Source organism: Phenylobacterium sp. (assembly GCF_037189685.1).
Lineage (GTDB): Bacteria > Pseudomonadota > Alphaproteobacteria > Caulobacterales > Caulobacteraceae > Phenylobacterium.
This window is the reverse complement of sequence record NZ_JBBCIT010000021.1, coordinates 90,286-113,476: the sequence shown is the minus strand read 5'-3', so window position 1 is coordinate 113,476 and position 23,191 is coordinate 90,286. Positions and strand designations below refer to the sequence as shown.

19 protein-coding genes are annotated in these 23,191 nt (G+C 70.8%); 9 read left to right on the top strand and 10 right to left on the bottom strand.

The window, feature by feature from the left end:
* The first annotated feature begins 205 nt into the window (after positions 1 to 205).
* On the top strand, positions 206 to 493 hold the full coding sequence (locus WG212_RS13855) for a hypothetical protein (protein ID WP_337187693.1): 288 nt from the start codon (positions 206 to 208) through the stop codon (positions 491 to 493).
* A gap of 155 nt (positions 494 to 648) precedes the next feature.
* Positions 649 to 927, top strand: coding sequence for a hypothetical protein (locus tag WG212_RS13850; RefSeq protein WP_337187692.1), 279 nt, complete (start codon positions 649 to 651; stop codon positions 925 to 927).
* 100 nt (positions 928 to 1,027) lie between these two features.
* Here the strand turns inward: WG212_RS13850 and WG212_RS13845 are convergent, their stop codons facing one another.
* Entirely contained in the window at positions 1,028 to 2,197 is a 1,170-nt protein-coding gene (locus WG212_RS13845; RefSeq protein WP_337187691.1) for an acetyl-CoA C-acyltransferase, read from the bottom strand.
* Between the two features lie 240 nt (positions 2,198 to 2,437).
* Between WG212_RS13845 and WG212_RS13840 the strand changes: the two genes are divergently transcribed.
* From WG212_RS13840 to WG212_RS13830, 3 genes are all read left to right on the top strand, one after another.
* Complete coding sequence (locus tag WG212_RS13840) at positions 2,438 to 3,400, top strand: peptidylprolyl isomerase (protein ID WP_337187690.1); 963 nt, start codon at positions 2,438 to 2,440, stop codon at positions 3,398 to 3,400.
* The gene (gene argJ, locus WG212_RS13835) at positions 3,397 to 4,890 is read left to right on the top strand and encodes a bifunctional glutamate N-acetyltransferase/amino-acid acetyltransferase ArgJ (RefSeq protein WP_337187689.1); all 1,494 of its coding nucleotides are present in this window, start codon (positions 3,397 to 3,399) and stop codon (positions 4,888 to 4,890) included. Before WG212_RS13840 ends, argJ begins: the two co-directional genes overlap by 4 nt.
* 144 nt (positions 4,891 to 5,034) lie before the next feature.
* Positions 5,035 to 7,146, top strand: a complete 2,112-nt coding sequence (locus WG212_RS13830; protein ID WP_337187688.1) for an ATP-binding protein — start codon at positions 5,035 to 5,037, stop codon at positions 7,144 to 7,146.
* Between the two features lie 248 nt (positions 7,147 to 7,394).
* Here WG212_RS13830 and WG212_RS13825 read toward each other — a convergent pair whose 3' ends face one another.
* On the bottom strand, positions 7,395 to 9,638 hold the full coding sequence (locus tag WG212_RS13825; RefSeq protein WP_337187687.1) for a S9 family peptidase: 2,244 nt from the start codon (positions 9,636 to 9,638) through the stop codon (positions 7,395 to 7,397).
* Between the two features lie 84 nt (positions 9,639 to 9,722).
* On the opposite strand from WG212_RS13825, the gene WG212_RS13820 reads away from it, so the two are divergent.
* A complete protein-coding gene (locus WG212_RS13820) occupies positions 9,723 to 10,004 on the top strand; it encodes a DUF3297 family protein (protein WP_337187686.1) in 282 nt (93 codons plus the stop codon).
* Between the two features lie 198 nt (positions 10,005 to 10,202).
* Here the strand turns inward: WG212_RS13820 and aroB are convergent, their stop codons facing one another.
* Positions 10,203 to 11,318 carry a 3-dehydroquinate synthase gene (gene aroB, locus WG212_RS13815; RefSeq protein ID WP_337187685.1) on the bottom strand — a complete coding sequence of 372 codons (1,116 nt, stop codon included), beginning with the start codon at positions 11,316 to 11,318 and terminating at the stop codon, positions 10,203 to 10,205.
* On the bottom strand, positions 11,315 to 11,863 hold the full coding sequence (locus WG212_RS13810) for a shikimate kinase (protein WP_337187684.1): 549 nt from the start codon (positions 11,861 to 11,863) through the stop codon (positions 11,315 to 11,317). The genes aroB and WG212_RS13810 overlap by 4 nt, the downstream gene beginning before the upstream one ends.
* A gap of 69 nt (positions 11,864 to 11,932) precedes the next feature.
* On the opposite strand from WG212_RS13810, the gene WG212_RS13805 reads away from it, so the two are divergent.
* Complete coding sequence (locus WG212_RS13805; protein ID WP_337187683.1) at positions 11,933 to 13,153, top strand: hypothetical protein; 1,221 nt, start codon at positions 11,933 to 11,935, stop codon at positions 13,151 to 13,153.
* Entirely contained in the window at positions 13,150 to 14,070 is a 921-nt protein-coding gene (locus WG212_RS13800; RefSeq protein ID WP_337187682.1) for a tyrosine recombinase, read from the top strand. The genes WG212_RS13805 and WG212_RS13800 overlap by 4 nt, the downstream gene beginning before the upstream one ends.
* Before the next feature lie 79 nt (positions 14,071 to 14,149).
* On the opposite strand, the gene WG212_RS13795 is transcribed toward WG212_RS13800, so the two are convergent.
* A complete protein-coding gene (locus tag WG212_RS13795; protein ID WP_337187681.1) occupies positions 14,150 to 14,926 on the bottom strand; it encodes a glycine zipper 2TM domain-containing protein in 777 nt (258 codons plus the stop codon).
* A gap of 159 nt (positions 14,927 to 15,085) precedes the next feature.
* On the opposite strand from WG212_RS13795, the gene WG212_RS13790 reads away from it, so the two are divergent.
* Positions 15,086 to 16,048: an acetyl-CoA carboxylase carboxyltransferase subunit alpha gene (locus WG212_RS13790; protein ID WP_337187680.1), complete on the top strand. Its 963-nt coding sequence runs from the start codon at positions 15,086 to 15,088 to the stop codon at positions 16,046 to 16,048.
* Between the two features lie 193 nt (positions 16,049 to 16,241).
* On the opposite strand, the gene WG212_RS13785 is transcribed toward WG212_RS13790, so the two are convergent.
* From WG212_RS13785 to WG212_RS13765, 5 genes are all read right to left on the bottom strand, one after another.
* Positions 16,242 to 19,337: a TonB-dependent receptor gene (locus WG212_RS13785; protein ID WP_337187679.1), complete on the bottom strand. Its 3,096-nt coding sequence runs from the start codon at positions 19,335 to 19,337 to the stop codon at positions 16,242 to 16,244.
* Between the two features lie 325 nt (positions 19,338 to 19,662).
* On the bottom strand, positions 19,663 to 20,670 hold the full coding sequence (locus WG212_RS13780) for a beta-eliminating lyase-related protein (RefSeq protein ID WP_337187678.1): 1,008 nt from the start codon (positions 20,668 to 20,670) through the stop codon (positions 19,663 to 19,665).
* 19 nt (positions 20,671 to 20,689) lie between these two features.
* Positions 20,690 to 21,310 carry an aminoacyl-tRNA hydrolase gene (gene pth, locus WG212_RS13775; protein ID WP_337187677.1) on the bottom strand — a complete coding sequence of 207 codons (621 nt, stop codon included), beginning with the start codon at positions 21,308 to 21,310 and terminating at the stop codon, positions 20,690 to 20,692.
* 37 nt (positions 21,311 to 21,347) lie between these two features.
* Positions 21,348 to 21,956: a 50S ribosomal protein L25/general stress protein Ctc gene (locus tag WG212_RS13770; RefSeq protein ID WP_337187676.1), complete on the bottom strand. Its 609-nt coding sequence runs from the start codon at positions 21,954 to 21,956 to the stop codon at positions 21,348 to 21,350.
* 165 nt (positions 21,957 to 22,121) lie between these two features.
* Complete coding sequence (locus WG212_RS13765) at positions 22,122 to 23,177, bottom strand: hypothetical protein (RefSeq protein ID WP_337187675.1); 1,056 nt, start codon at positions 23,175 to 23,177, stop codon at positions 22,122 to 22,124.
* Between the last annotated feature and the right edge of the window lie 14 nt (positions 23,178 to 23,191).

Below are 23,191 nucleotides of genomic sequence, written 5' to 3'. Positions count from 1 at the left end.
GCGCTGGGGCTCCGGCGCCGCTGTGCGTGGCGCGGAGTCCTCACTCCAACCTGTACCGCGGTTAACTGGCGCCGTTCATGCGGGTGACAGGGAACCTGTGCTGTTTTCGGCCGTAGGTTGTAGCAGCCAGGTCGGCCGGTTGGGCGATCCATCGGGGATCGTGGGCCGTGTGACCCTGGGTGCGTCAGTCTTGAGGACCTTAAGAATGTCACCGTCTCTCAGCGTGGTCGCCGACAACGACCTGAAAGTCGTCCCCCCCAAGAACGAGACCGTGGCCGAGCGGGTGCGCCGGCTGCAGTCGGAGGCGAAGCAACTCGCCAAGGACCATGTGAAGTCGCTGTCGGCCGCGATGGTCGAACTGGAGCAGCTCGCCGCGGAGATCGCCGAGGGCGGCGACGCCTACGCCCCGGGCGTTCGCGAGGTGGCGCGCCAGCTCGCCGAGGATCTGGACAGTCGCGCGCATACCCTCGACGCCATCGCCGCGCGCACCTGATCCCTTGTCGACGGCCGGCCTGAAGCCCTCCTGCGCCGCGTCGGCGTGATGACGAAGACGATACTCGCCAACGTGCGATGCCGGCGCCAATCTTCCGCGACGTCATAGGCAGGACGTCAAGCCGGTCCGGCACGACCCGGGCCTGGAGGAAGGCGATGAGGAACGACGGTGTCCGGTTTGCGGTCAACCTGGCGATCCTGACCGCGCATCGGCTGGGCGAACCCCGCGTGCTGGAGCTCTCCCCGGATCAGCTTCGCGACCTGCGGGACTCTGCGGATCCCGTCGACTGGGCGCCTGGCGTCCCGGACTGGGCGGGTGGGCCTGGAGCCCGATACCGCGACCTTCGTGTCGCCGAGGCGGCCGGTTCGGTGGGGAGGGTCCTCGCATGGGATCGCGCCCGTGAGACCGAGATGGTGCAGCTCATCCCCTGGTGACCGAGAGCGGGTGACGGAGACCCGGCGGGTGGGAACCGGCGGGTAGGAAAAAGGGCGACGCCTTCGCGCCGCCCTTTCCAAATTCGCAGATCGATCGAAGTCAGAAGACTTCGAACAGTCCCGCGCCGCCCATGCCGCCGCCGATGCACATGGAGACGACCACGTGCTTGGCGCCGCGGCGCTTGCCTTCCTGCAGGACATGGCCCGCCAGGCGCGCGCCGGTCATGCCGAAGGGGTGGCCGATGGCGATGGAGCCGCCGTTCACGTTGTACTTGGCCGGGTCGATGCCCAGCTTGTCGCGGCTGTAGAGGCATTGCGAGGCGAAGGCCTCGTTCAACTCCCACAGGTCGATGTCGTCGACCTTCAGGCCATGCCGTTCCAGCAGGCGCGGGATCGCGAAGACGGGGCCGATGCCCATTTCATCGGGCTCGCAGCCAGCGACGGCCCAGCCCTTGAACACGCCCAGCGGCGAGAGGCCGCGACGCTCGGCTTCCTTGCCTTCCATGATCACAACGGCGGCGGCGCCGTCGGAGAGCTGGCTGGCGTTGCCGGCGGTGACGAAGTTGCCCGCGCCCTTCACCGGCTCGAGCTTGGCAAGGCCTTCGGCCGTCGTGTCGGGCCGGTTGCACTCGTCACGGTCGACGACGTAGTCGACGATCGACTCGGCCTTGGTGGCCTTGTCGACGACCTTCATCTTGGTCTTCATCGGGACGATTTCGTCGGCGAACTTGTTCGACTGCTGGGCGGCCGCCATGCGGCGCTGGCTCTCCAGGGAGTATTCGTCCTGGTACTCGCGGCTGAGGTTGTAGCGCTTGGCCACGATGTCGGCGGTGTCGATCATCGCCATGAAGATGTCGGGCGCGACCTTCAGCAGCTCGGGGTCGAAATTGTCCTTGCCCGCGCCCATGTTCGGCATCGAGATCGACTCGACGCCGCCGGCGACCACCGCGTTCGCGCCGTCGTTGCGGACGTAGTTCGCGGCCATCGCGATCGTCTGCAGGCCCGACGAGCAGAAGCGGTTCACCGTCACGCCCGAGGTGGTGATCGGCAGGCCGCCCAGCAGGCCCGCCTGGCGAGCGATGTTGCCGCCGCCGTGGGCCACGTTGCCCATGACCACGTCCTCGATGTCGGCCGGATCGACGCCCGACTTGGCGACCGCGTGCTTCACGGCGTGGGCCGCCATCGACACGGTGGGGGTCATGTTGAACCCGCCCCGGCCGGACTTGGCCAGGCCCGTGCGGGCATAGGAGACGACGACGGCTTCACGCATTGAATATCCTCCCAACGATGGGTTTTGAGGCCCCGGTCGGGGCTGATGTTGGTCGGGCGCACCATATGCGCGGAGAGGCGCGGTTGGCCAGAGCGTGCGAAAGGGAATCGGGATTCCGATTAAAGCGCCCGCGTCGCAGGGATCTCGCTTGCGTGGCCATCGGCGAAACCCGCTTCCCCTTTCGCGCGCCGCGCACTAGGGGAGCGAAACGATCCGCACCCTTGCGCATGGGGAGTCCGCATGGCGGCCGCTGGGCCCTTCCGTTCCGCCGCCGTGGCGCTGGGGCTGGCGCTTGCCGTCGCCGGTTGCGGCCGCGACGTGGGCGGGGACGCGCCCCCCGAACGCGGCGATCAGGCGGTGGTCCGGGTGGACGGGCAGACTGTCTGGGCCTCGGACGTGAAGCGCGAGGCGGTGGCCCAGGGCCTCATCGGCGAGGGGGAGCCGCTGGATGCGTCGTCCGACCTGTTCCGTCGGATGATGGACGAGGTGGTCGACCAGAAGCTGCTGGCCGCCGAGGCGCGTCGGCGCAAGCTGGACGAGGACCCGGTGGCCCGCCGCCGGCTGCTCGCGGCCGAGGATCGGGTGCTGGGCGACATGCTGGTGCAGGCGACGGTCGCCGACGCCGTCACCGAGGACAACATCCGTCGTCTCTACGAGGAGCAGGAGAAGCTGGCGCGGCGCTCGGAGGAGATCCACGCCCGGCAGATCGTGCTCGCCACCGTCGCCGAGGCCGAACAGGTGAGAAAGCTGATCGCGGCCGGCGCTTCGTTCGAGGCCCTGGCGATGGAGCGGTCGCGCGACGCGGCCACCCGCTTCAATGGCGGGGACCTGGGCTACTTCACCCTGGACGTCATGCCCGAGCCCTACGAGGCGGCGCTCAAGGGCGCCCAGAAGGGGCAGATCGTGGGACCGGCCCCCGTCGAGGGCGGCTTCGCCCTGATCAAGGTCGAGGACGTGCGCCCCGAGCAGCCGATCGCCCTGGAGGCCGCCCGCCCTCAGATCGTCCGTTTTCTCACCTACGACCGCATCCGCGACCTGCTCGAGACGTTGAGGTCCAAGGCCAAGGTGGAAAGCCTGACCAAGCCCAACCCCGACGCGCTCCGCCCCGTCCCCCCCGCCGATGCCTCGAAGGCGCCGGCCCCCAAGACCACGCCTGCGCCCCAGCCTGCGTCCCCGCCCGCCGCCAAGGAGGCCGCCCGATGAGCCGAAAGCCCGCCAAGCCGCCGGTCACGCCCAAGGCCGGAACCGGAGCCGCAAAGGCGGTCTCGGCGTCGAAGGCCGCCCTGGTCGCCGCGAAGCCGGTGGAAGTGGTCGGTCAGACGATCGAACGCGCGCTCGACCCGCTGGCCAGCGCCTTGAAGCGCGCGGCGCTCAAGCGCGCCGACAAGTTCTCGCGGGCGTTCGACAATCCGGACAAGGCGGCGGCGAAGGTCGATGCGGCGAAAGTCGACAAGGCGGCCATGCCCGTTTCCCCCCTGGCCGTCCCGTTCCCCCGGGTGAAGCCGGTGCGCGGGGTGACCTTGGCGACCGCGAGGGCCGGTTTCTACAAGCACGATCGCGAGGATCTGCTGGTGATGGCCTTTCCCCAGGGCGCGAGCTGCGCGGGGGTCTTCACCCGGCATGGTGTGGGCTCGGCGCCGGTCGACTGGTGCAAGCGCCACCTGGAAGCCAGCAAGGGCGAGGGGGTGAAGGCGCTGGTGGTCAACGCCGGCTGCGCCAACTCCTTCACCGGACGGCCCGGAGCCGACGCGGTGCGCCGGGTCGCCTCGGCCGTGGGCAAGCGGTTCGACTGCCGCCAGCGCGACGTGATGGTGGCCTCGACCGGAGTCATCGGCGTGCTGCTGGACGACGCCCGGATCACCGCGCGCCTGCCCGAGGCCGGGCAGCGCCTGTCGGATGATGGCTGGGGCGCAGCGGCCCGCGCCATCATGACCACCGACACCTTCCCGAAGGGCGCTTACGCCGAGGCCGACATCGACGGGACGACGGTGCGGATCGCCGGCATCTGCAAGGGTTCGGGCATGATCGCGCCCGACATGGCGACCATGCTGGCCTTCGTGGCCACCGACGCCGCGATCTCGCCCGGCGCTCTGCAGGCGCTGTGCAACCTCTACACCCGCAACACCTTCAATGCGGTCACGGTGGACGGGGACCGCTCGACCAACGACACGCTGCTGCTGTTCGCCACCGGCCAGTCCGGCGCGCCGAAGATCAGCCGCGCGGGCGACCGCCGCCTGGCCGACTTCCGCGACAAGCTGGAGGGCGTGCTGATGGATCTGGCGCATCAGCTCGTCCGCGACGGCGAGGGCGCGACCAAGTTCATCAAGATCACCGTGACCGGCGCCGAGACGGCGGCGTCGGCGCGGAAGATCGCCCGCTCGGTCGCCGACAGCCCGCTGGTGAAGACCGCCTTCGCCGGCGAGGACGCCAACTGGGGTCGGATCGTCATGGCCGTGGGCAAGGCCGACGAGCCGATCGACCGCGACTCGATGAGCGTGAAGTTCGGACCGCACTGGGCGGCCCAGGACGGTCTGATCGCGGCCAGCTACGACGAGGCCAGGATGAGCGCCTACATGAAGAACGCCGAGCTGGAGGTCACCATCGACGTCGGCGTGGGGCGCGCCAGCTCGACCGTCTGGACCTGCGATCTCACCAAGCGGTACGTCGAGATCAACGGCGACTACCGTAGCTAGCGGCCGTTGGGGACCGTCCGGCCCCCAACGGCCGCTGGAGGCGGCTGCGGCGCCGCGCGGCGGGCGGGCCTGCGACAGTATGTCAGGCGCCCGGAGCGGGACCGTTAACTCGCCGGCGCCCCGGCATGGCCACCATGTCGGTCCATGAGTGCGACCCCTGCGACCAGTTCCCTCACGGAAGGCCAGACGGCGGCGCGTCGCCTGGTCGTGCTGGGCCTCGCGGCGGTGTTCCTTGTCGTGATGGGGGCGCTGGCGCTGCTCGCGGCAGGATCGAAGGCTCTCGACGCGCTCCAGGCCCGCGAGGACCGCGCCCTCGTGACGGGGCTGATCGACCGGCGCCTGCACCGCATGGTCACGGACCTGACCACGTCGACCGTCTGGAACCAGGCCTATCGCGAGCTGCGCCCGGGAGGCGACCCGCGCTGGCTGGACGAGGAGATCGGCAGCTATTTCGCGAACAATCGCGGCCACGACCTGACCCTCGCGCTCGACGCCGCGGGCCGCCCCTTCTACGCCTGGGATCGCGGGGGCCGCAGCGCCCCAGGCGCCTATCCCGAGTTCCTGGCCGACGCGTCCGCGATCATCCGGCAGGCGCGGGTGCTGGAAGCCGGCCGCGGCAGCCGGCCGCCGAACCTCGCCCCCACCGATCCGGCCCTTTCCGAGACCGCCTCCGGGCTGGTCCGATCGGGCGGCGCCATCTACTTCGTGGCGGCCTCCACCGTCACGCCGGAAACCCCGGCGATCGCGCGACAGCCGGGCCCTGCGGCGCTGCTGGTGTCGGCGCAGAGGGTGGAGCGCGAGCTTCCGGCCCTTATGGACAACGTCGGGCTGACGGGGGTCCGCATCGAACACCACGCCTTCGACTCCCCGGCCAGCATCAGCCTCCGCGGCGCCGACGGCCGGATCGTGGGCGGCGTGGCCTGGACCCCGCGCCATCCGGGGCTCGAGGTGCTGGCCGACGCCGCTCCGGTCCTGGCGGGGGGCTTCATCCTGCTGCTGGCGGTGATGGGGGCGCTGGGATGGCAGATCCGGCGGGTGGTCCGGCAGTTCGACGTCTATGAACGGGGACACGCGGCCGCGCTGTACGAACTGGCCTACGCCCGCGACCGGGCCGAGAGCGCCAACGTCGCCAAGAGCCAGTTCCTGGCCAACATGAGCCATGAGATCCGCACACCGCTCAACGGCGTCCTGGGCATGGCCCAGGTTCTGGCCCGCAGCGACCTGTCGCCGGCCGACCAGGAGAAGGTGCGCCTGATCCGCGCCTCGGGCGAGACCCTGCTGGGACTGCTCAACGACCTGCTCGACCTGTCCAAGGTGGAGGCGGGGCGGATGGAGCTTCATCTCCATGAATTCGATCTGGAGGCCGAGGTCGAGGCGGCGACACGGACCTTCGCCACCCTGGCCGCGCAGAAGGACGTCGACTTCGCCATCGATATCGAACGATCGGCCCGCGGGGTCTGGTGCGGCGATGCGGGGCGAATCCGCCAGGTCCTGGCCAACCTCGTCTCCAACGCCGTGAAGTTCACGGCGGAGGGAGAGGTGCGGGTGAGCATCCGCCGCAGCGACGCCGGCCTGGCGATCGCGGTCACTGACAGCGGCTCGGGCATCGCGCGCGATCGCATCTCCCAGCTCTTCCAGCGGTTCTCGCAGGCCGACCCGACGGCCACGCGCAAGCACGGGGGCTCGGGCCTGGGCCTCGCCATCGTGCGCGAACTGGTCGAGCTGATGGGCGGGCGCGTATCGGTGGCCAGCGCCGAAGGGCGCGGATCGGCCTTCACCGTGGAGATTCCGCTGGAGTGGGTCGGTCCCTCGGCGTCGGTTGCGGCCGAACCCGAGACGCAGCGCGAGCTGCCGCCTGTGCGCATCCTCGCGGCCGAGGACAACCGAACCAACCAGCTCCTGCTGGCGGCGATGCTGGAACCCCTGGGCGCGGAAATCCGCCTGGCGGTCGACGGCGCCGAGGCGGTGGCCGCGTTCCAGGCCGAGCGCTTCGATCTGATCCTGATGGACATCCAGATGCCGGTCACGAACGGGGTGGACGCCGCGCGGGCGATCCGGACGCTGGAGGCCGAGCGCGGCCTGGCGCCGACACCCATCCTGGCGCTGTCGGCCAACGTCATGCCGCACCAGATCGAGGAGTATCGAATGGCCGGCATGAACGGCTTCGTGGCCAAGCCGATCGAGATGGCCGTTCTGATCGAGGCGATCGAGCGCGCCCTGACCGAACGCGACGCCGCCCGGCGGGCGGCGGCCTGACCTGCCTCTCAGGGAGTTGTCTCCCAGCGCGAAGCCGCTGGCTTTTCGAACCGCGAACGAACGCGAAAGAACGCGAAGAGGCGCGCTAGCGCCCTCAGAAAACCGCCAAGAGCGCCAAGGCGTCCTGAGCCGGCCCGGGCCTCTTGGCGGTCGTCTTCCCGTGCCTGCGGCGCGCCTCCTCGCGTTCTTTCGCGTTCGTTCGCGGTTCCAAGGACGCTTCATCCGCACGTCGGGTGGCGGACCGATCCTCAGTCGCCCTTCAGCTTGCGGTCGAAGAAGTCCAGGGCGGCCATCGCGCGGTGCATGCGGTTGGCCGGCGTCCAGCCGCCGCGGTGGCGCAGGCCCGGATAGACCATCGTCTCGAACGGCTTGCCGTCGGCCTGGAGGGCGAACATCACCCGCGTGGAATGGTCGAAGGTGACGTTGTCGTCGGCCATGCCGTGGATCAGCAGCAGCGCGCCGGGCTTCAGGCGGTCCAGCCGCGCGACGACCTCGGAGGCGGCGTAGCCCTGCGGGTTCTCGGACGGCTTGCCCATGAAGCGTTCGGTGTAGTGGGTGTCGTAGAGCGTCCAGTCGGTGACCGGCGCGCCCGAGACGCCGGCCTTGAAGGGGCTGTCCGGCGCGGTGAGCAGCAGGAGCGTCATGTAGCCGCCGTACGACCAGCCGGTGACGCCGATCCGCTCCGCGTCCACATAGGGCAGGGTCTTGAGGTAGGCCGCGCCCGCGAGCTGGTCGTCCACCTCGAACTGGCCCAGCCGGCGGTCGATGGCGGTCTTAAACGCCACCGAGCGGTGGCCGACGCCGCGGTTGTCGAGCCGGAAGAGGATGTAGCCGGCGTCGAGCAGGATCTGGTCCTCGGGCGTGTGCCAGTTGGACGCCACGCGCGGGCCCGAGGGGCCGCCGTAGACCTGGACGATCACCGGATATTTCCGCGCGGGGTCGAACCCGGGGGGCGTGCGCATCGACCACCACAGGTCGCTGCCGTCGGCCGCCTTGACCACCCCGAACTCGGGCGTGCGCAGGCGCCCGGTGTAGGGCCAGTAGGGATGGCCCGGCTTCAGGGCGTTCTCCTCGATCCAGCGCACGCGGGTCCCGTCGGCGCGGTAGAGCGCGGTCTGCGGCGGGGTCCTGGGGTCCTCGTAGGTCCCGGCGAAGGCGCCGCCCCGGTCGGCGACGGTGACGGTCCACCAGCCGCCGGCCGGCGTCAGCGGCGTGGGCTCGCCCGCGCGGGCGTACGAGGCGCGCCAGACGCGCCGCTCGCCCGGCGTCTCCCGGAAAGCGGAGAAGACGACGCTCTTCGTGGCCTCGTCCACGCCCTCGATCTCGTGGACCGGCCAGTCGCCCCGGGTGACCTGGCGGATCAGCCGCCCGTCGCGCCCGTGCAGGTAGATGTGGCGGTGGCCCGAACGCTCGGACGACCACAGGAACGAGCCGTCGGCCAGGGGCCGGAAGTCGTCGGTGAGTCCCACCCAGTGCGGGCTGGTCTCGGTGAGGATCACCCGGCTGCGCCCGGTGGCCGGATCGACGGCCAGCAGGTCCAGCCGCCGCTGGTCCCGGCTCTGGCGCTGGACGTAGAGGGCGCCCCCGTCCTTCGCCCAGGCGACGCGGCCGAGGTAGATATCGGTGTCGGCGCCCAGGTCGACCTTCACCCGTGGGCTGTCCAGCGGCTGGACGTAAAGGTCGACCGCGGCGTTCGGCCGTCCGGCGCGTGGATACCTCTGCGGGACCACGCGTGCGCCCGTGGCGTTCACTTCGGGCCGCTCGACCACGTCGACGCCGGTCTGGTCCACGAAGGCGACGGCGACGGCGCGCTCGTCGGGGCTCCACCAGTAGCCGGTGTGGCGGTCCATCTCCTCCTGGGCGATGAACTCGGCCGTGCCCCAGGAGCGCAGCTCGGTTCCCCCCGTGGTCAGGGCGCGCTCGCCGCCGCCGGCCGTGGGCGTGACATGGAGGTTGTCGTCGCGGACGTAGGAGACGTAGGTCCCGCGGGGCGAGATCTTGGCGTCGATCTCGTCGCCGGGCGTGCGGGTGAGCTGGCGGGCCTGGCGCGCCGCCACGTCGTAGACCCAGACATCGCCCTCGACGGGCGCCAGGATCAGCCGGCCCCGCCGGTCCCAGGCATAGTCCACCACGCCGCGGGTCGCGACGCCGGCCCGCTCGCGGCGCGCCTTCTCGGCCTCGGAGAGCTCGCGCTCGGGCGGGGCGAGCTGCTTGCCGTCCAGCAACAGGCGCGGCTCGCCGCCGGCGACGTCGGCGATCCAGAGGTCGCTGACCGTCAGGTCGTCGTCCCGCGTCTTGATATAGGTGACCGAGAGGCCGTCGGGCGACAGCTTCACCCCGCGGGCGCGGGGGCCCGAGATGTCGGGGCTTTCGAAGATCCGCCGGGGCGAAAGTTGCTCGCCCGGGTTCCCGGCCGGAGTCTGAACCTGGGTTTGAGCATGGACGGGGGCGGCGACCACGAGGGCCGCAAGCGCGGCGGCAAGACGTTTCATGCCGGCCGTTGAACAGGGTCGGGCCGCGCTTGACAACCGGGCTTTCGCGCAAGGGTCGTGCCGGTGCGACCGAGCCGCTTGAACATGACCAGGGTCTGTGTCACCTCCCGCAGCATGAGCGAGACGACGTCCGACACGCCGCCCGACCGGCTGAGCGTGGATCCCAACAGCCCCTACTACGACGCCGACGTCCTGGCGCGGAACGTGGGCGTGCGCTTCAAGGGACAGGACAGGACGAACGTCGAGGAATACTGCGTCAGCGAGGGCTGGGTGCGCCTGTCGGTCGGCGCGGCCAAGGATCGCCGGGGCAATGCCCTGACGCTCAAGCTCCAGGGCCCGGTCGAGCCCTATTACCGCGAAGGCTGAGCCGCGCCGGCCAGCGTCGTGAGCGCCCTATGACTGGGCCACGAACCCATACGAAAGGCACGAGCGGCCTGGCCTGAGCGCCGAGCTTCCGCGCGAGCGGAGGCTCTGTCATGCAAGCCACGGAAGGATTCGGAAGGCCGCGGCTTCCATGCCTTCCGTGGTTCTTTCGTGTGGGTTCGTGGCCGATTCCCGTGGGCGTTACCGCGCCCCTTCGGCCCGGAGGAACGAGAGCACCGCGCCCGCGTCCACGTCGCGCGCCACGAAGGCGTCGCCCAGGGCGTGGGCGAGGATGAAGTTGAGGCGACCGCCCTCGGCCTTCTTGTCCTGCCCCATGTGCGCCACGAGGCGGGCGGCCTCGAACGGATGGCCCGCGACCTCGGCCAGCGTGGTCGGCAACCCCGAAGCGGCGATGCCGGCGACGGCGCGCGCCGCGTCCTGGCCCGGGCAGAGGCCCTGGTCTGCGGAGAAGCGGAAAGCCAGGGCCATGCCGGCGCCCACGGCCTCCCCGTGCAGCAGGGCGTCTCCGTAACCGGTCTCGGCCTCCAGGGCGTGGCCGAAGGTGTGCCCCAGGTTGAGGAGCGCGCGACGACCCTGCTCCTTCTCGTCCTCGGCGACGATCTCGGCCTTCATCTCGACCGACCGCGCCACGGCGTGGCCGAGGGCGTCGGGAGCCAGCGCGAACAGGGCCTCGCGATTGCGACCCTGTTCCAGCCACTCGAAGAAGCCGCGGTCGCCCAGGAGGCCGTACTTGATGATCTCGGCGTAGCCGGCGCGCATCTCGCGGACGGGCAGGGTGGCCAGCACCGAAAGGTCCGCCAGGACCAGGCGCGGCTGGTGGAAGGCGCCGATCAGGTTCTTGCCGCGCGGGGTGTCGATGGCCGTCTTGCCGCCCACCGAGGAATCCACCTGGGCCAGCAGGGTTGTGGGGATCTGCACGAAGTCGATCCCGCGCTTGTAGATCGAGGCGGCGAACCCGGCGAGGTCGCCCACGACGCCGCCACCGAAGGCGGTGATCAGGTCGCCGCGGTCCAGCGCCAGCGCCAGCAGACGGTCGCTGAGGTCGGCTAGGCCCTCGAACGACTTGGTCTGCTCGCCCGGCGGCACGATCACGGGCAGCGCCTCGACACCCGCAGCCGCGAGAGCCGCGGTGAGGCGGGCGCCGTGCAGCGCCCAGACCGTCTCGTCGCTGACCACGGCGGTCCGGCCGCGCTTCAGCAGCGGGGCCATCAGGCGGCCCGCCTGATCCAGCAGGCCGTCGCCGACGAGGACGTCATAGGCGCGCTCGCCCAGGCCGACGGGGACGCTGCGGCTCATTCCGCGGTCTCGCGGAAGTGGGCGTTCAGGGCCTCGATCACCTGGGCGACGGTGATGTGGTGGGCGGTGTCCCCGGTCTCCACCACGACGTCGGCCTCGGCGTAGATCGGATAGCGGACCTCGGCCTGGGCCTTGAGAACGTCCAGTGGGTCCTTGTCGGCGATGAGCGGGCGGGTGTCCTTGCGACCGATCCGCCGGGCCAGGACGTCCAGGTCGGCCTTCAACCAGACCGAGATGGCGCGCGTCTTGATCAGGGCGCGGGTGTCGTCGTTCATGAAGGCGCCGCCGCCGGTGGCCAGGACATGGGGCGGCCCCTCCAGCAGACGCGCGATCACGCGGCGCTCGCCGTCGCGGAAGGCAGGTTCGCCCAGGGCCGAGAAGATCTCGGAGATCGAGCGGCCGGCGGCTGCCTCGACCTCGGAATCCGCGTCGCGGAACGGCAGGCCGAGCGTGGTGGCCAGGCGCCGGCCCACGCTGGACTTGCCGACGCCCATGAGACCCACGAGCGCGATGGTGCGGCGGCGAAGCGGTTCGTGCGGATCCATGAGCGTGGCAGGCTTTACACGAGGCTGCGCCCTCGCGCCAACCGGCGCACTCGGGTTAGGCTCGAACCCATGTCGCGTCTGATGCCCCTCGCCGCCGCTCTCGTCCTCGCCGCCTCGACCGCGAGCGTTCCCGCCCGCGCCCAGGTCCTGGCCCAGATCGAGGTGCAGGTGAGCGAACTCGCCGCCCCCGATGCGTTCTCCACACCCGGCCGCGATACCGGCCTGCCGCGGGATCTCTGGCGGGGAACCCCGATGGGCACGGCGAGGACGGTCCTGCCGATGCTGGCGGGCAAGCCGCTCTCCCCGGCGTCGGCGGCGCTGGCGCTTCGTGTCCTGGCGACGGGCGCGCCGGGTCCCGAAGGGGCGCCGGGTGACGAGGCGCTGGCCGGCGCGCGGGCTGGGGCGCTGCTGGCGCTGGGCGACTTCACGGCCGCCGCCCGCGTCCTCGATCGGGCGCCGGGCCAGGACCGCAACCCGGACGTGGCGCGCGCCGCCGCCGAGGCGGCGCTGCTGGCTGACCAGTCCCGCCGGGCGTGCGCCATCGCCGATGGCCTCGCCAGCGGGCGCGGCGACATCTACTGGCTGCGGCTGCGCGCCTTCTGCCAGGCCGAAGCGGAGCAGACGGCCCAGGCGCAGCTCACCTTCGATCTCGCCCAGGCGCAGTCGCGCGACGCGATCTATGGCCGGCTGATGGCCGCCAGGCTCCACGGCTCGGCGGCGGGGGCCGCGTCGCTGCGCAACGGCCTGGACCTCGCCCTGTCGCGGTCGCTGGGCCTGGATCTCTCGGCCGCCAAGCCCGCACCGGCGGTGGCGGCGGCGCTGTCGGGCGAGGCGCCCGCGCCGCCCGTCTTCGACACCTCGGCGATCGACGCCGAGATCGGCGGGTTGGGAGGGGCCATCGCCGCCGGACCGCCGCCGCCGGGCGCCGTCTCGGCCCTGATCGCCGCGGCGCTCGACGCCGATCCCAAGACCCGGACGAGGATGCAGTCGGCGGCGCTCCTGGCGGCGGCGCTGTCGGGCGAGCTGCCGGCGGCCGATCGGGGCCGCATCGCGGCGTTCGCGGTGGCCGAGGGCAAGGCGCCCGCGGGCCGCAACCTGGCCCTGGAGGCGGCGGCCGAGGACCGAAGGGTGGGCGAGGTGGCGCTGCTCGCGCTGTGGACCAGCGCCGAGGCGGGGGCGACGGGCCCGGCGCTGGCCGACCGTGCGCGCATCGTCCGCGCGCTGGCCCGGGCCGGACTCATGGGCGAGGCGCGGTCGTTCGCGCTGGAAGGCCTGGCGGGGCTGAAGTGAGCACGGGCGGTTGGCCTGACGCCTTCCTGGAGATGATGGCCGTCGAGCGGGCGGCCGCACGCAACACCCTGAACGCCTACGCCCGGGACCTGGAGGACGCCTCCGGTTTCCTCGCCCGACGCGGTCGGGCGCTGGGTGACGCCGCCGCCGAAGACGTGGAGGCCTATTTCACCGACCTCGGCGCCCGCGGGTTGTCGCCGGCCACGGCCGCGCGCCGGCGCGCGGCGCTGCGTCAGTTCTATCGGTTCGTGCTGTCCGAAGGCTGGCGCGACGACGACCCGTGCCGTCGCGTCGAGGCGCCCCGGCAGGGCCGGCCGCTGCCGAAGGTGCTGAGCCGCGAGGAGATGGACCGGCTCATCGCAGCAGCGGGCGCGCGGGACGGTCCCCACGGACGCGCCGAGGGGTTGCGGCTGGTCTGCATGGTCGAGCTGGCCTACGCCTCGGGCCTGCGGATCTCGGAGCTGACGTCGCTGCCGCTGGCCGCGCTGGCCCGTGACCCGGCCTATCTCATCGTGAAGGGCAAGGGCGGGAAGGAGCGGTTGGCGCCGCTGAACGACGCGGCCCGCGCCGCGGTGAAGGCCTATCTGGAGGTCCGTAAGGCCTTCCTGCCCAAGGGAGATGCGGACAATCCCTGGCTGTTCCCCTCACGGGGCAAGGCCCGGCGCCTCACGCCCCGGCGTTTCGGCCAGTTGCTGGACGAAGCCGCGGCGGCCTGTGGCGTCGATCCCGAGCGGGTCAGCCCGCACGTGCTGCGGCACGCCTTCGCCACCCACCTGCTGGAGGGCGGCGCTGACCTGCGGGTGGTGCAGACCCTGCTGGGCCACGCCGACATCGCCACGACCCAGGTCTACACCCATGTGGCCTCGGACCGGCTGCGCGAGGTGGTGGCGACGAAGCACCCACTGGCCAAGAAGTGACGCCTTCGCGCCCCCACCGTCGGCTTCGCCGCCACCTCCCCCGCTGACGCGGGGGAGGAGCTGAGCGGTGGAGGGGGCCTCAGCCGGTGATGCGGTAGCGCCGGTCGCCATCGGGGCAGACGCGGACGTAGCGCATGTCGCGGCCATAGGCGTCGACCGGCGCGGGGGCCAGGCGGCAGCCTTCGCGGGTGTAGTAGCTGTTGTCGTAGGCCGACGAGAACCGGCGGCGGCCTTCGCGATAGGGCATGGTCTCGTCGTAGGTGAAGTACGGGCCCCGGCTGTCGCAGCGATACTTGCGGTCGCTGGAGCTGCCGATGGCGGCGCCCAGGCCCGCGCCGACCACCCCGCCCAGGACCGCGCCTTCGGTCCGTACGCCGCTGGAGGCGACCTGCGAGCCCAGGACCGCGCCGGCCAGGGCGCCGATGAGGCCGCCGGCCACGGTGTTGGTGTTGCTGTCGCAGCGGATGTTGGTCGAGGCGTGCTGGCCATAGTAGCCGGCGTAGGGCGGGGGCTGGTTGCCCGTCCAGTAGGCCTCGTCCCAGACCGGGCGGGCGTAGATGCGCGCATAGGCGCCCGAGCCGTGGCGGCGATCGTAGATCTGGCGCGCGCGCTCCCACTCGGCCAGGCGGCGGTCGTAGTCGCGCCGCGCGGCGCGGTGGTCGCGACGGGCCTCGCGGTAGTCGGCCCGCGTATCCTCGTATTGCGCCCGCTGGGCCTCGTAGCGTTCGCGCTGGGCCTCGTACTCGCGTTGCTGGCGCTGATAGTCGTCGGTGGGGCGGTAGGGCTGGGCGGCGGCCGGCAGGGCCGTCGCGATCGCCAGCGCCGAGGCCAGACCGATCCGGGTGGACGTCTTCATGGGGAAACTCCCTGTCGTTCTCGTGGCGGCCAAACGGCCAAGCCCCGCCGGGCGTTCCGTCGCGCGATCCCGGCCGTGGGCTTCCGCGCTTGTGACGGGGGCCGATCACGCCTAATTTCCGCGGCTTCCCGGGGCCCGCCCCACACGACGGATTCCTGAATGGCCGCCCACTACCTCGAGTTCGAGCGCCCCATCGCCGACCTCGAAGCCAAGATCGAAGAGCTGTCGCGGCTTTCCGCCAAGGCGAACGCCGGTTCGTTCGACGAGGAGATCGAAGCGTTGCGGACACGGGTCCAGGATCTTCGCCGCGAGGCCTATGCGAACCTCGACGCCTGGCAGAAGACGCAGGTGGCCCGGCATCCCGACCGGCCGCACTTCATCGACTACGCCGCCGCCCTGATCGATGAGTTCCAGGAGCTGCGCGGCGACCGCAAGTTCGCCGACGATCCGGCGATCCTGGGCGGCGTCGGCCGGTTCCGGGGCCGCGCCGTCGTCGTGATGGGCAACGAGAAGGGCCGGGACACCGCCAGCCGCGTGAAGCACAACTTCGGCTATGCCCGGCCCGAGGCTTATCGCAAGACCGTGCGGCTGATGGAGCTGGCCGAGCGCTTCTCGCTGCCGGTGCTGAGCTTCGTGGACACGCCCGCGGCCTATCCGGGGATCGCATCCGAAGAGCGGGGCGTGGCCGAGGCCATCGCGCGCTCGACCGAGAAGGCGCTGATGCTGGGCGTGCCGATGGTGGCGGTCATCACGGGCGAGGGCGGGTCGGGCGGCGCCATCGCCACCGCCTGCGGCAGCCGCGTGCTGATCATGGAGCACGCCATCTATTCGGTGATCCCGCCCGAGGGGGCGAACTCCATCCTATGGCGTGGGGCGAGGACGGCGGCCGAGGCCGCCAACGCCATGAAGATCACGGCCCAGGATCTCCTGAAGATGAAGGTGGTGGATCGGATCATTCCCGAGCCGCCGGGCGGCGCACATGCCGACTCCGAAACGGCGATCGCCGCCGTGGGCGACGCCGTCGAGGAGGAGCTGGCCGGTCTGGACGGCCTGTCCCCCGACGAACTCCGCGCGCGCCGCGCCGACCGCTTCTACGCCATCGGCCGCAGCGGGCTGCAGTAGCCCTACCTCCCCCGCGCCCATCCCAAGAGATGTCATCCCGGACGGCCCGCAGGGCCGATCCGGGACCCAGCTTCAGCGCGCGGCTCCTGGGTCCCGGCTCTCCGCTCCGCTGCGGCCGGGATGACGGGAGTAGGAACGAAAGAAGCCGCCGGGTCGCCCCGGCGGCTTCGTCGTTTCCGACTTCAGGCGTCGCTTAGAAGCGGGCCGTCAGACCGACCTGCATGTAGCGGCCGATGAAGTCGTAGGTGCCGTAGGCGTTGGCCGAGTTGGTCGCGGCCAGCGGCGGCTTCGTGTCGAACACGTTGCGGACCACGAAGCGCAGACGGGCCTGGTCCAGCACGCCCATGCCGTAGTTCTCGGTCAGCTCGTCGAGCTTCACGGTCACCGACAGGTCATGCAGGAAGTAGTCGTCCACCTTCAGCGGCGTACGGGTTTCGAGCGTGAAGTCGTTGTTGAAGCGCGACTCGTCGATCCAGTTGGTGGTCCACACGAGCGCGAGCGGACCGCGGGAATAGGCCGTTTCCAGCTTCCAGCGCCACTTGGCGTTGCCGATCTCGCCCTGGTCACGGTTCAGGTCGAAGCCGAGGCCGGTGATCGAGGTCTGCTGCTTCTCGACGTGGAACACGTCGAAGTCGAAGGAGATGCGGCCCGGATCGCCATTCAGCCAGGTCGAGAAGACGCCGTCGAGGACGTCCGCCAGGTCGGACTGGTAGTTGATGCCGGCGGTGAACCCTTCGAAGTTGGTGTAGCCGGCGTTGATGTAGCCCTGGCGCGGGCCAGAGGCCGTCTGGCCGTTGCCGACCGCTTCGCCATTGGTCAGGACCTGACCCTGACGGTTCGCCGCGAGCGCCGAGGTGCCCCGTTCGAAGCGGCCGCAAGCGTCAGGCGGGGAGTCGGGCGAGTCGTAGCAAACCTGCAGAATGGCCGCGAGGTTGAAGTTGTTGATCGCGCCGCGCAGATCGATGTCGACCCAGTCGAAGCTGATCGCCAGGCCCGGGATGAAGCTCGGCTGGTAGACGAAGCCGATCGTCCACTGGTCGGCCAGCTCGTTGCCCAGGTTCGGGTTGCCCGCGGTGCTGCCCTGGACCGTGGCGGCCTGGACCTGCGAGGTCAGCGAGAAGTTCGCCGGCAGGCCGAGGGCCTGGAAGGCGGCTTCACAGTTCGCGCGACGGATCGCGGGGCTGGGTCCGCTGTTGATGTTGCGGAAGTCGCAGGGGTCGTTCGCCGTGACGAAGCTGGTCGCCGTGGGCAGGAACAGCTCGGTGATCGCCGGGGCGCGGAACGAGCGGGCCTTCTGGGCCCGGAGCATCAGATCCTTCACCGGATACCAGCGGCCGCCGTAGCTCCAGGCGTCGTCCTTGCCGGCGGTCGAGTGATCGACCTTCCGGTAGGCGCCCTCGAATTCCAGGCGGTGCATGAGCGGGAAGGTGAAGTCACCGCCGAAGACCGGCAGCAGCGATTCCCCGTAGAACTCCTTGGTGTTGAACTTGCCCGTCAGCGGCGTGATGGCCGCCGAACGGCCGACGCCGCGCTCCATCGGGTCGTTGGGGTTGAAGTCCGACTTCTCGTAGCGGGCTTCGAAGCCGACGTTGAAGCTCCACATCCCGGCCGGAAGCTGGAACAGCTCGCCGCCGAAGTTGCCTTCGTACAGGGTCTGGATGCTCTTGTACTCGGACTCGAACTGGACGCCGATGTAGTTCAGCGCCGCCTGGCTGGGGGCGCCGTCGCCGAACATGTTCAGCGGGGCGCAGCCGGCGGCCCGCGCCGTGGCGCTGCGGCAGACGATGGCGCCGCTGGCGTCGCGAATCACGTCGACCGCTTCGAGGAAGCGGGTCTGGATGATGTTCGGCGACTCGAACGAGCCCTTCGAGATGCCCTGGGCGTAGGCCAGGTTCCAGTTGAAGTTCCGGTCCGCGAGCTGGAAGTCGCCGTCGACCGACAGGACCCCGCGGAAGGTGTCACCTTCGGCCCGGGTCTTGTTGTTGCCGATGTCGACCGACGCGCGTTGCAGCCAGAAGATGCCTTCGCCGGGGTTGGCGGCGTCGGCGACCAGGTTGTTGGCCGGGTCGAGCAGGGCGGCGCGGGTCGCGGCCGGCAGGAACGGGTTCGCCGTCGAGAACGCCAGCGAGGCCGAGTTGCCGCCGAACAGGCCGGAGTTGTAGATCGGCTGGTTGAACGGTTCGACCGCCTTGAACTCGGAGTAGTAGAACTCGCCGCTGACGCGGAGGTTGTCGAGCAGGTCGTACTTCACGAACGCCGTGGCGACGTGACGCTTCACCGGCGAGATCAGCGAGCTCAGCTCGGCCAGGTTGAGGCCGTCACCGCCCGAGGCCACCGAGGCCTGGAAGAACTGGCCGGGGTTGTAGGGCTGCAGCACGCCGCCGGGGCCGAACTGGGCGAGCACGCGGCCCGCGCCGTTGGGGTTGGCGATCGTGATGACCTGTGCGGCCGAGATGCTGTTGGAGCGATAGGGCAGGCCGCCCGTGGTCAGTTCCGGGATGCGGCGATCGAAGATGATGATCGCGCCCGGGATGCCGTCGCTGGTGCTGGTGTTCGCCGGGTTGGCGGCGAAGGTGAGCTGCTCAGCCGTACGGGCCCGGTCGGTGAAGGCGAGCTGTCCCGTCTGGTTGTACTCGTAGCTGCCCGACAGGTTGAGCCTGCCGTCGAGGAACGACTTGCCGGCGGTGATGCGGGCGCGCCAGTCGTCATAGCCGGCGTCGGCCCAGCTGTAGCGGCCGTCGATCTCGACGCCCTCGTACTCGGTCTTGGTGATGATGTTGACGACGCCGGCGATGGCGTCCGAGCCGTAGACCGCCGAGCCGCCCGCCTGGATGGTCTCGATCCGGTCGATCAGGCCGGTGGGGATGACGTTCAGGTCGACCTGACCGCCCGGCGCGGCGCCGGTGAAGATCGAGGCCGGGTTGCCGCCCACGAAGCGGCGGCCGTTCACCAGCGTCAGGGTGCGCTGGGTGCCCAGGTTGAAGATGTTGAGGAAGTTGCGGCCGACGCCGAACGAGCCCTGGTCGCCCACGGGGCTGACGGGCACGCCGACCGACGGCAGGTCGTTGAGCGCGTCGGCCACGTTGGTGAAGCCGCGGTCTTCCATGCGCTCGGTGGTGATGACTTGCAGCGGCTGGACCGAGGTCAGGTCCGCACGGCGGATCCGCGAGCCGGTGACGACGATCTCGCCGACGTCCACGGCGGCGTCGCCGCTCTGGGCCTGGGCGATGGTCGGCGCGCCAACGATCGTGGCGCACGCCGCCGACGCGAGAAGCGCGGTTCGAAGCATGGTCCTCATTTCAACTTTCATGTCTGCGGCCCCCCGGCCTGGGAACGTTTGATGGGGCGACGGCCGAAGCCGACGCGCCCGAAACAGGCGCGAAAATCCTCCCGCGCGCCGGCATTTCATCGTCCGACGTACCAGAGGGTCACACCTGTCAAGGTGAGGCGGAAGCTGTCACGCACGCGACATCCGGGCAACGAAAAGCCGCCACACTCCCCCCGAACGGTCGGGTAGTATTACAGTTTTTCCACGATGTGCGGTGTTTCGGCCACACATCGGCCCAGATGAGGTAAAGATAACCTCAACGACCGCAGCTTGGCCGTCGCGGAGACTAGGCTATGCGGCGAAGCGCCTCCGAGAGCTCGTCGACGGTCGCCTCGACTGTGGCCCAGGAACACATGAACCGCACGGCCCCGTCGAGGAACCGATAGGCGCGCCAGCCGGCGGCGTGCAGCGCTGAGAGACGGGCGTCGTCCATCTCGACGAACACGCCGTTGGCCTCCACGGGGTGGCGGACGGGAAAGGGGCAGGCCGCCGCCAGCCGCCGCGCCATGCTGTTGGCGTGGGCGGCGTGTCGCAGGAGCGCGCCGTCTTCCAGCATGCCGATGAAGGGCGCCGCGTAGAAGCGGCCCTTCGACGGCAGTTGCCCGGCCTGTTTGAGGCGCGCGTCGAAGCGTCGGGCCAGGTCGCGGTCGAAGATCACCACCGCCTCGGTGGGGGGCATGCCCGCCTTCGTCCCCCCGACGACCAGGATGTCGACCCCGGCCTTGGGAAGGCCGCGCACATCGAAGCCCGCCGCGACCGCGTTCGCCAGCCTGGCTCCGTCGAGATGCACCCCGTAGCCGCGCGCCTTCACCGGCGCCGCGAGCGCCTCGATCTGCCGGTTCGAATAGACCGTGCCGTATTCGGTGGCGTTGGTGAGCGAGAGCGCCGCGACAGACTGGCGGAAGGAGACGTCGGGCGCGGACAACGGCGCGTCGAGGCCCGCCGGGTCGATCCGGCCCGAAGGCCCGGCGAGACCGATCAGGCCCAGGCCGTGGCCGAAGAAGCCCGGCGCGCCCGTCTCGTCGGTGAGGACGTGCGCGTGCTCGTGCGCCAGAACGGCCTCGAACGGACGGCAGAGGACGGCGAGGGAAAGGGCGTTGGCCGCCGTTCCGGACGCGACGAAGCGGACCTCGGCGTCGGCGTCCAGCCACGCGCGGACGAGGTCGGCGGCCCGGGCGCTGACGGCGTCGGCGCCGTAGCCGGGCGTGAAGCCGCGGTTCGCGTCGAGCAGGGCCGAGACGGCCTCGGGCGCGGCGGGCGCGGTGTTGTCGGAGGCGAAGTCGTAGCGGGCCATGCGCCGGCTATTAGGCGGCCTACTCCCCGCGCGCCAGCTTGCGCGGGTCCAGCTTCTCGGCCGGCGCCAGGCGCATCACCTCGGCCTGGTACTTCTCGTCCTCGCCCAGGGCCAGCAGGGGCGCGGCGTCGGCGCAGGCCTGGAGCAAGGGCTCCACCCAGCGCATGTCGGCCTTGTGGAAGTCGGAGAGGACGTGGCCGTGGACCAGGGCCTTGTCGCCCGGATGGCCCGTGCCCAGGCGGGCGCGGCGGAAGTGGGGTCCGATCTGGGAGGTGATGGAGCGGACGCCGTTGTTGCCGGCGGCCCCGCCTCCGGCCTTCATCCGGAACCGGCCCGGCGCCAGGTCGATCTCGTCATAGAAGACGACCACGTCCGTCGGCGGATCGAGCTTGAAGAACTTGACCGCTTCGCCCACGGCGCGCCCGGCTTCGTTGTAGAAGGTCTGGGGCTTCAGGATCAGTGTGCGGATCGGGCCCTGAGGGGTGTCGATCGCGCCCTCGCTGGCATGGCTCTGGAAACGCGAGCGCGCCGCGGAGAAGCCCCAGCGGCGCGCGATCTCGTCCACGGCCATGAAGCCGATGTTGTGGCGGTTCTTGGCGTAGTTGGGCCCGGGGTTGCCCAGGCCCGCGATGAGCAGCACGGGCGCCCCCCGGGATACAGTATCAGGGGCTGGAGGATCAGGCCTCGCCGCCCTCGGCCGATTCGCCCTCTGCGTCGGCCGTCTCGACCTTGGCGCCGGCGATGGAGACGACCACCAGCTCGCCGTCGATGGCGGCGGTGACGCCCTTCGGCAGCGTCAGGTCGGCGACGCGGATCGTATCGCCGATCTCGCGGCCGGTGAGGTCGACCACGATCTCTTCGGGGATCTGGTCGGCATGGCACGAGACGTTGAGGCTGTGCAGGATCACCGCCAGCGAGCCGCCGCGCTTCAGGCCCGGAGAGGCTTCCTGATTCGCGAAATGCACCGGCACGTCGATCTTGATCTGCTGATGCTCGTCCACCCGGTAGAGGTCGAAGTGCTGCGGCTCGTCGGTGACCGGATGCAGGTCCACCGCCTTGGCGATGACCGGCTGGGTCTCCTCGCCGTACTTCAGGGTGACCAGGTGGCCCAGCAGCTTGCCGGTGTAGAGCGCCTTGCGGAACTCGTTCGACCTCACCGCGATGGCGACGGGCGCCTTGTCGCCGCCGTACAGGACACCCGGGACCTTGCCGTCGCGGCGGGTGGCGCGCGCGCTGCCCGTGCCGGTCTGTTCGCGGACTTCAACGTTCAAAACGATCTCGGCCATGGCCTTGCCTCAAAACGAAGCCGCCGCGCGGCGCGCGCGCGGCGACGGAAATTCGGGACCCGAGCGGGTCGAAAGGGTGCGCGTAGATACACAAAACACTTGGGCCGCGCAACGGGGCCGCGCCGAGGCCGCCCCCGGCGCGGCGCGGGAGCGGCCCGGCGCGGTTCAGCTCTTCTTCGCAGGTTTCTTGGCGGGCGCCTTGGCGGGCGCTTTCTTGGCCGGCATGCCGCGGGCGATCGAGCTGGCGTCGGGCACGAAACGGGGCTCGTGGGGCTCGGGCAGTCCGGCGGCGCGGATCATGCAGCGACCGGTGTCCATCATCGCATGCTGGCCCAGGCAGAACACGTCCTCGTAGTGCGGGCGCGCGACGGCGAGGCACTGGTAGAGGTTGAGCTTCGAGAAGTTCATGCACGAGCCGATGTTGGGTTCGGCCACCAGGCCCATCACCGTTTCCAGGTTGGCGTCCCCCGCTTCGCCCAGCACCGCCAGGGCCGCCAGGGCCAGGCTGCGGATCACCGTGGGGGTGTAGGGCGGGGCGGCCGCCTGGGCGGCGGCGGCATCGAAGGGAGATCCGCCGGTCGAGGCATGCTGCAGGCGGGCCGTCTCATTGGCGTCGCCCGACATCGCTGCGGCCGACAGGCTCTTGGCGCCGGCCAGGCGGGCGTCCCGCCCCGCCACCTCGCCCCGCGACCAGGGCTGCTTCTGGATGTCGTAGGCCGCCTGCTTCACTTGCTTGCCGGCGTCGTAGAGGCGCTGGGCGTCGCCGCCCAGGGCGGCGATGACGTGGCTGGCCGCGGTCTGGGAGCCCGCAAACCCGACCGCGTAGGCCGGGTCCTTCAGCAGTTCGTGGACGATCTGCCGGCGTTGGGCCGGATCACGGGCATAGGCGCGGACTCCGGCGACGAACGCGGGGTCCTGAAGCGCCACGATGGCCCCATAGGCGATCGCGCCCTTCGTGAGCTGCTGCGGTTCGTAGGTCGCGCCCTGACGCAGGGCCCCGGCCACCCCCGCGCCGTCGGTAAAGGCCGGGGCGATGGATGTGGCGGCGCCCAGGTAGCGCCGGTAGGCGCTGGCCATCTCCACGAGTTGCGGCGACAGCATCACCGAAGGCGCCGGCGGCGGTGGCGGCGCGATCGTCTTGGGCTGCTCCGCGCAGGCGGTCAGGACGGCCAGGGCGACGGCGACCGGGAGAGCGTGTCTGGCCTGGAATCGAATCGGCATCAGGCGTTTCCCCC

Excerpts from the sequence above, each read along its gene's own strand:
- WG212_RS13765 (WP_337187675.1), bottom strand. The coding sequence starts at position 23,177 with ATGCCGATTCGATTCCAGGCCAGACACGCTCTCCCGGTCGCCGTCGCC.
- WG212_RS13820 (WP_337187686.1), top strand. The coding sequence starts at position 9,723 with ATGACCAGGGTCTGTGTCACCTCCCGCAGCATGAGCGAGACGACGTCC.
- WG212_RS13810 (WP_337187684.1), bottom strand. The coding sequence starts at position 11,863 with ATGGATCCGCACGAACCGCTTCGCCGCCGCACCATCGCGCTCGTGGGT.
- WG212_RS13790 (WP_337187680.1), top strand. The coding sequence starts at position 15,086 with ATGGCCGCCCACTACCTCGAGTTCGAGCGCCCCATCGCCGACCTCGAA.
- aroB (WP_337187685.1), bottom strand. The coding sequence starts at position 11,318 with ATGAGCCGCAGCGTCCCCGTCGGCCTGGGCGAGCGCGCCTATGACGTC.
- argJ (WP_337187689.1), top strand. The coding sequence starts at position 3,397 with ATGAGCCGAAAGCCCGCCAAGCCGCCGGTCACGCCCAAGGCCGGAACC.
- WG212_RS13805 (WP_337187683.1), top strand. The coding sequence starts at position 11,933 with ATGTCGCGTCTGATGCCCCTCGCCGCCGCTCTCGTCCTCGCCGCCTCG.
- WG212_RS13770 (WP_337187676.1), bottom strand. The coding sequence starts at position 21,956 with ATGGCCGAGATCGTTTTGAACGTTGAAGTCCGCGAACAGACCGGCACG.
- WG212_RS13825 (WP_337187687.1), bottom strand. The coding sequence starts at position 9,638 with ATGAAACGTCTTGCCGCCGCGCTTGCGGCCCTCGTGGTCGCCGCCCCC.
- WG212_RS13845 (WP_337187691.1), bottom strand. The coding sequence starts at position 2,197 with ATGCGTGAAGCCGTCGTCGTCTCCTATGCCCGCACGGGCCTGGCCAAG.
- WG212_RS13780 (WP_337187678.1), bottom strand. The coding sequence starts at position 20,670 with ATGGCCCGCTACGACTTCGCCTCCGACAACACCGCGCCCGCCGCGCCC.
- WG212_RS13850 (WP_337187692.1), top strand. The coding sequence starts at position 649 with ATGAGGAACGACGGTGTCCGGTTTGCGGTCAACCTGGCGATCCTGACC.
- WG212_RS13785 (WP_337187679.1), bottom strand. The coding sequence starts at position 19,337 with ATGCTTCGAACCGCGCTTCTCGCGTCGGCGGCGTGCGCCACGATCGTT.
- WG212_RS13830 (WP_337187688.1), top strand. The coding sequence starts at position 5,035 with ATGAGTGCGACCCCTGCGACCAGTTCCCTCACGGAAGGCCAGACGGCG.
- WG212_RS13795 (WP_337187681.1), bottom strand. The coding sequence starts at position 14,926 with ATGAAGACGTCCACCCGGATCGGTCTGGCCTCGGCGCTGGCGATCGCG.
- WG212_RS13855 (WP_337187693.1), top strand. The coding sequence starts at position 206 with ATGTCACCGTCTCTCAGCGTGGTCGCCGACAACGACCTGAAAGTCGTC.
- WG212_RS13840 (WP_337187690.1), top strand. The coding sequence starts at position 2,438 with ATGGCGGCCGCTGGGCCCTTCCGTTCCGCCGCCGTGGCGCTGGGGCTG.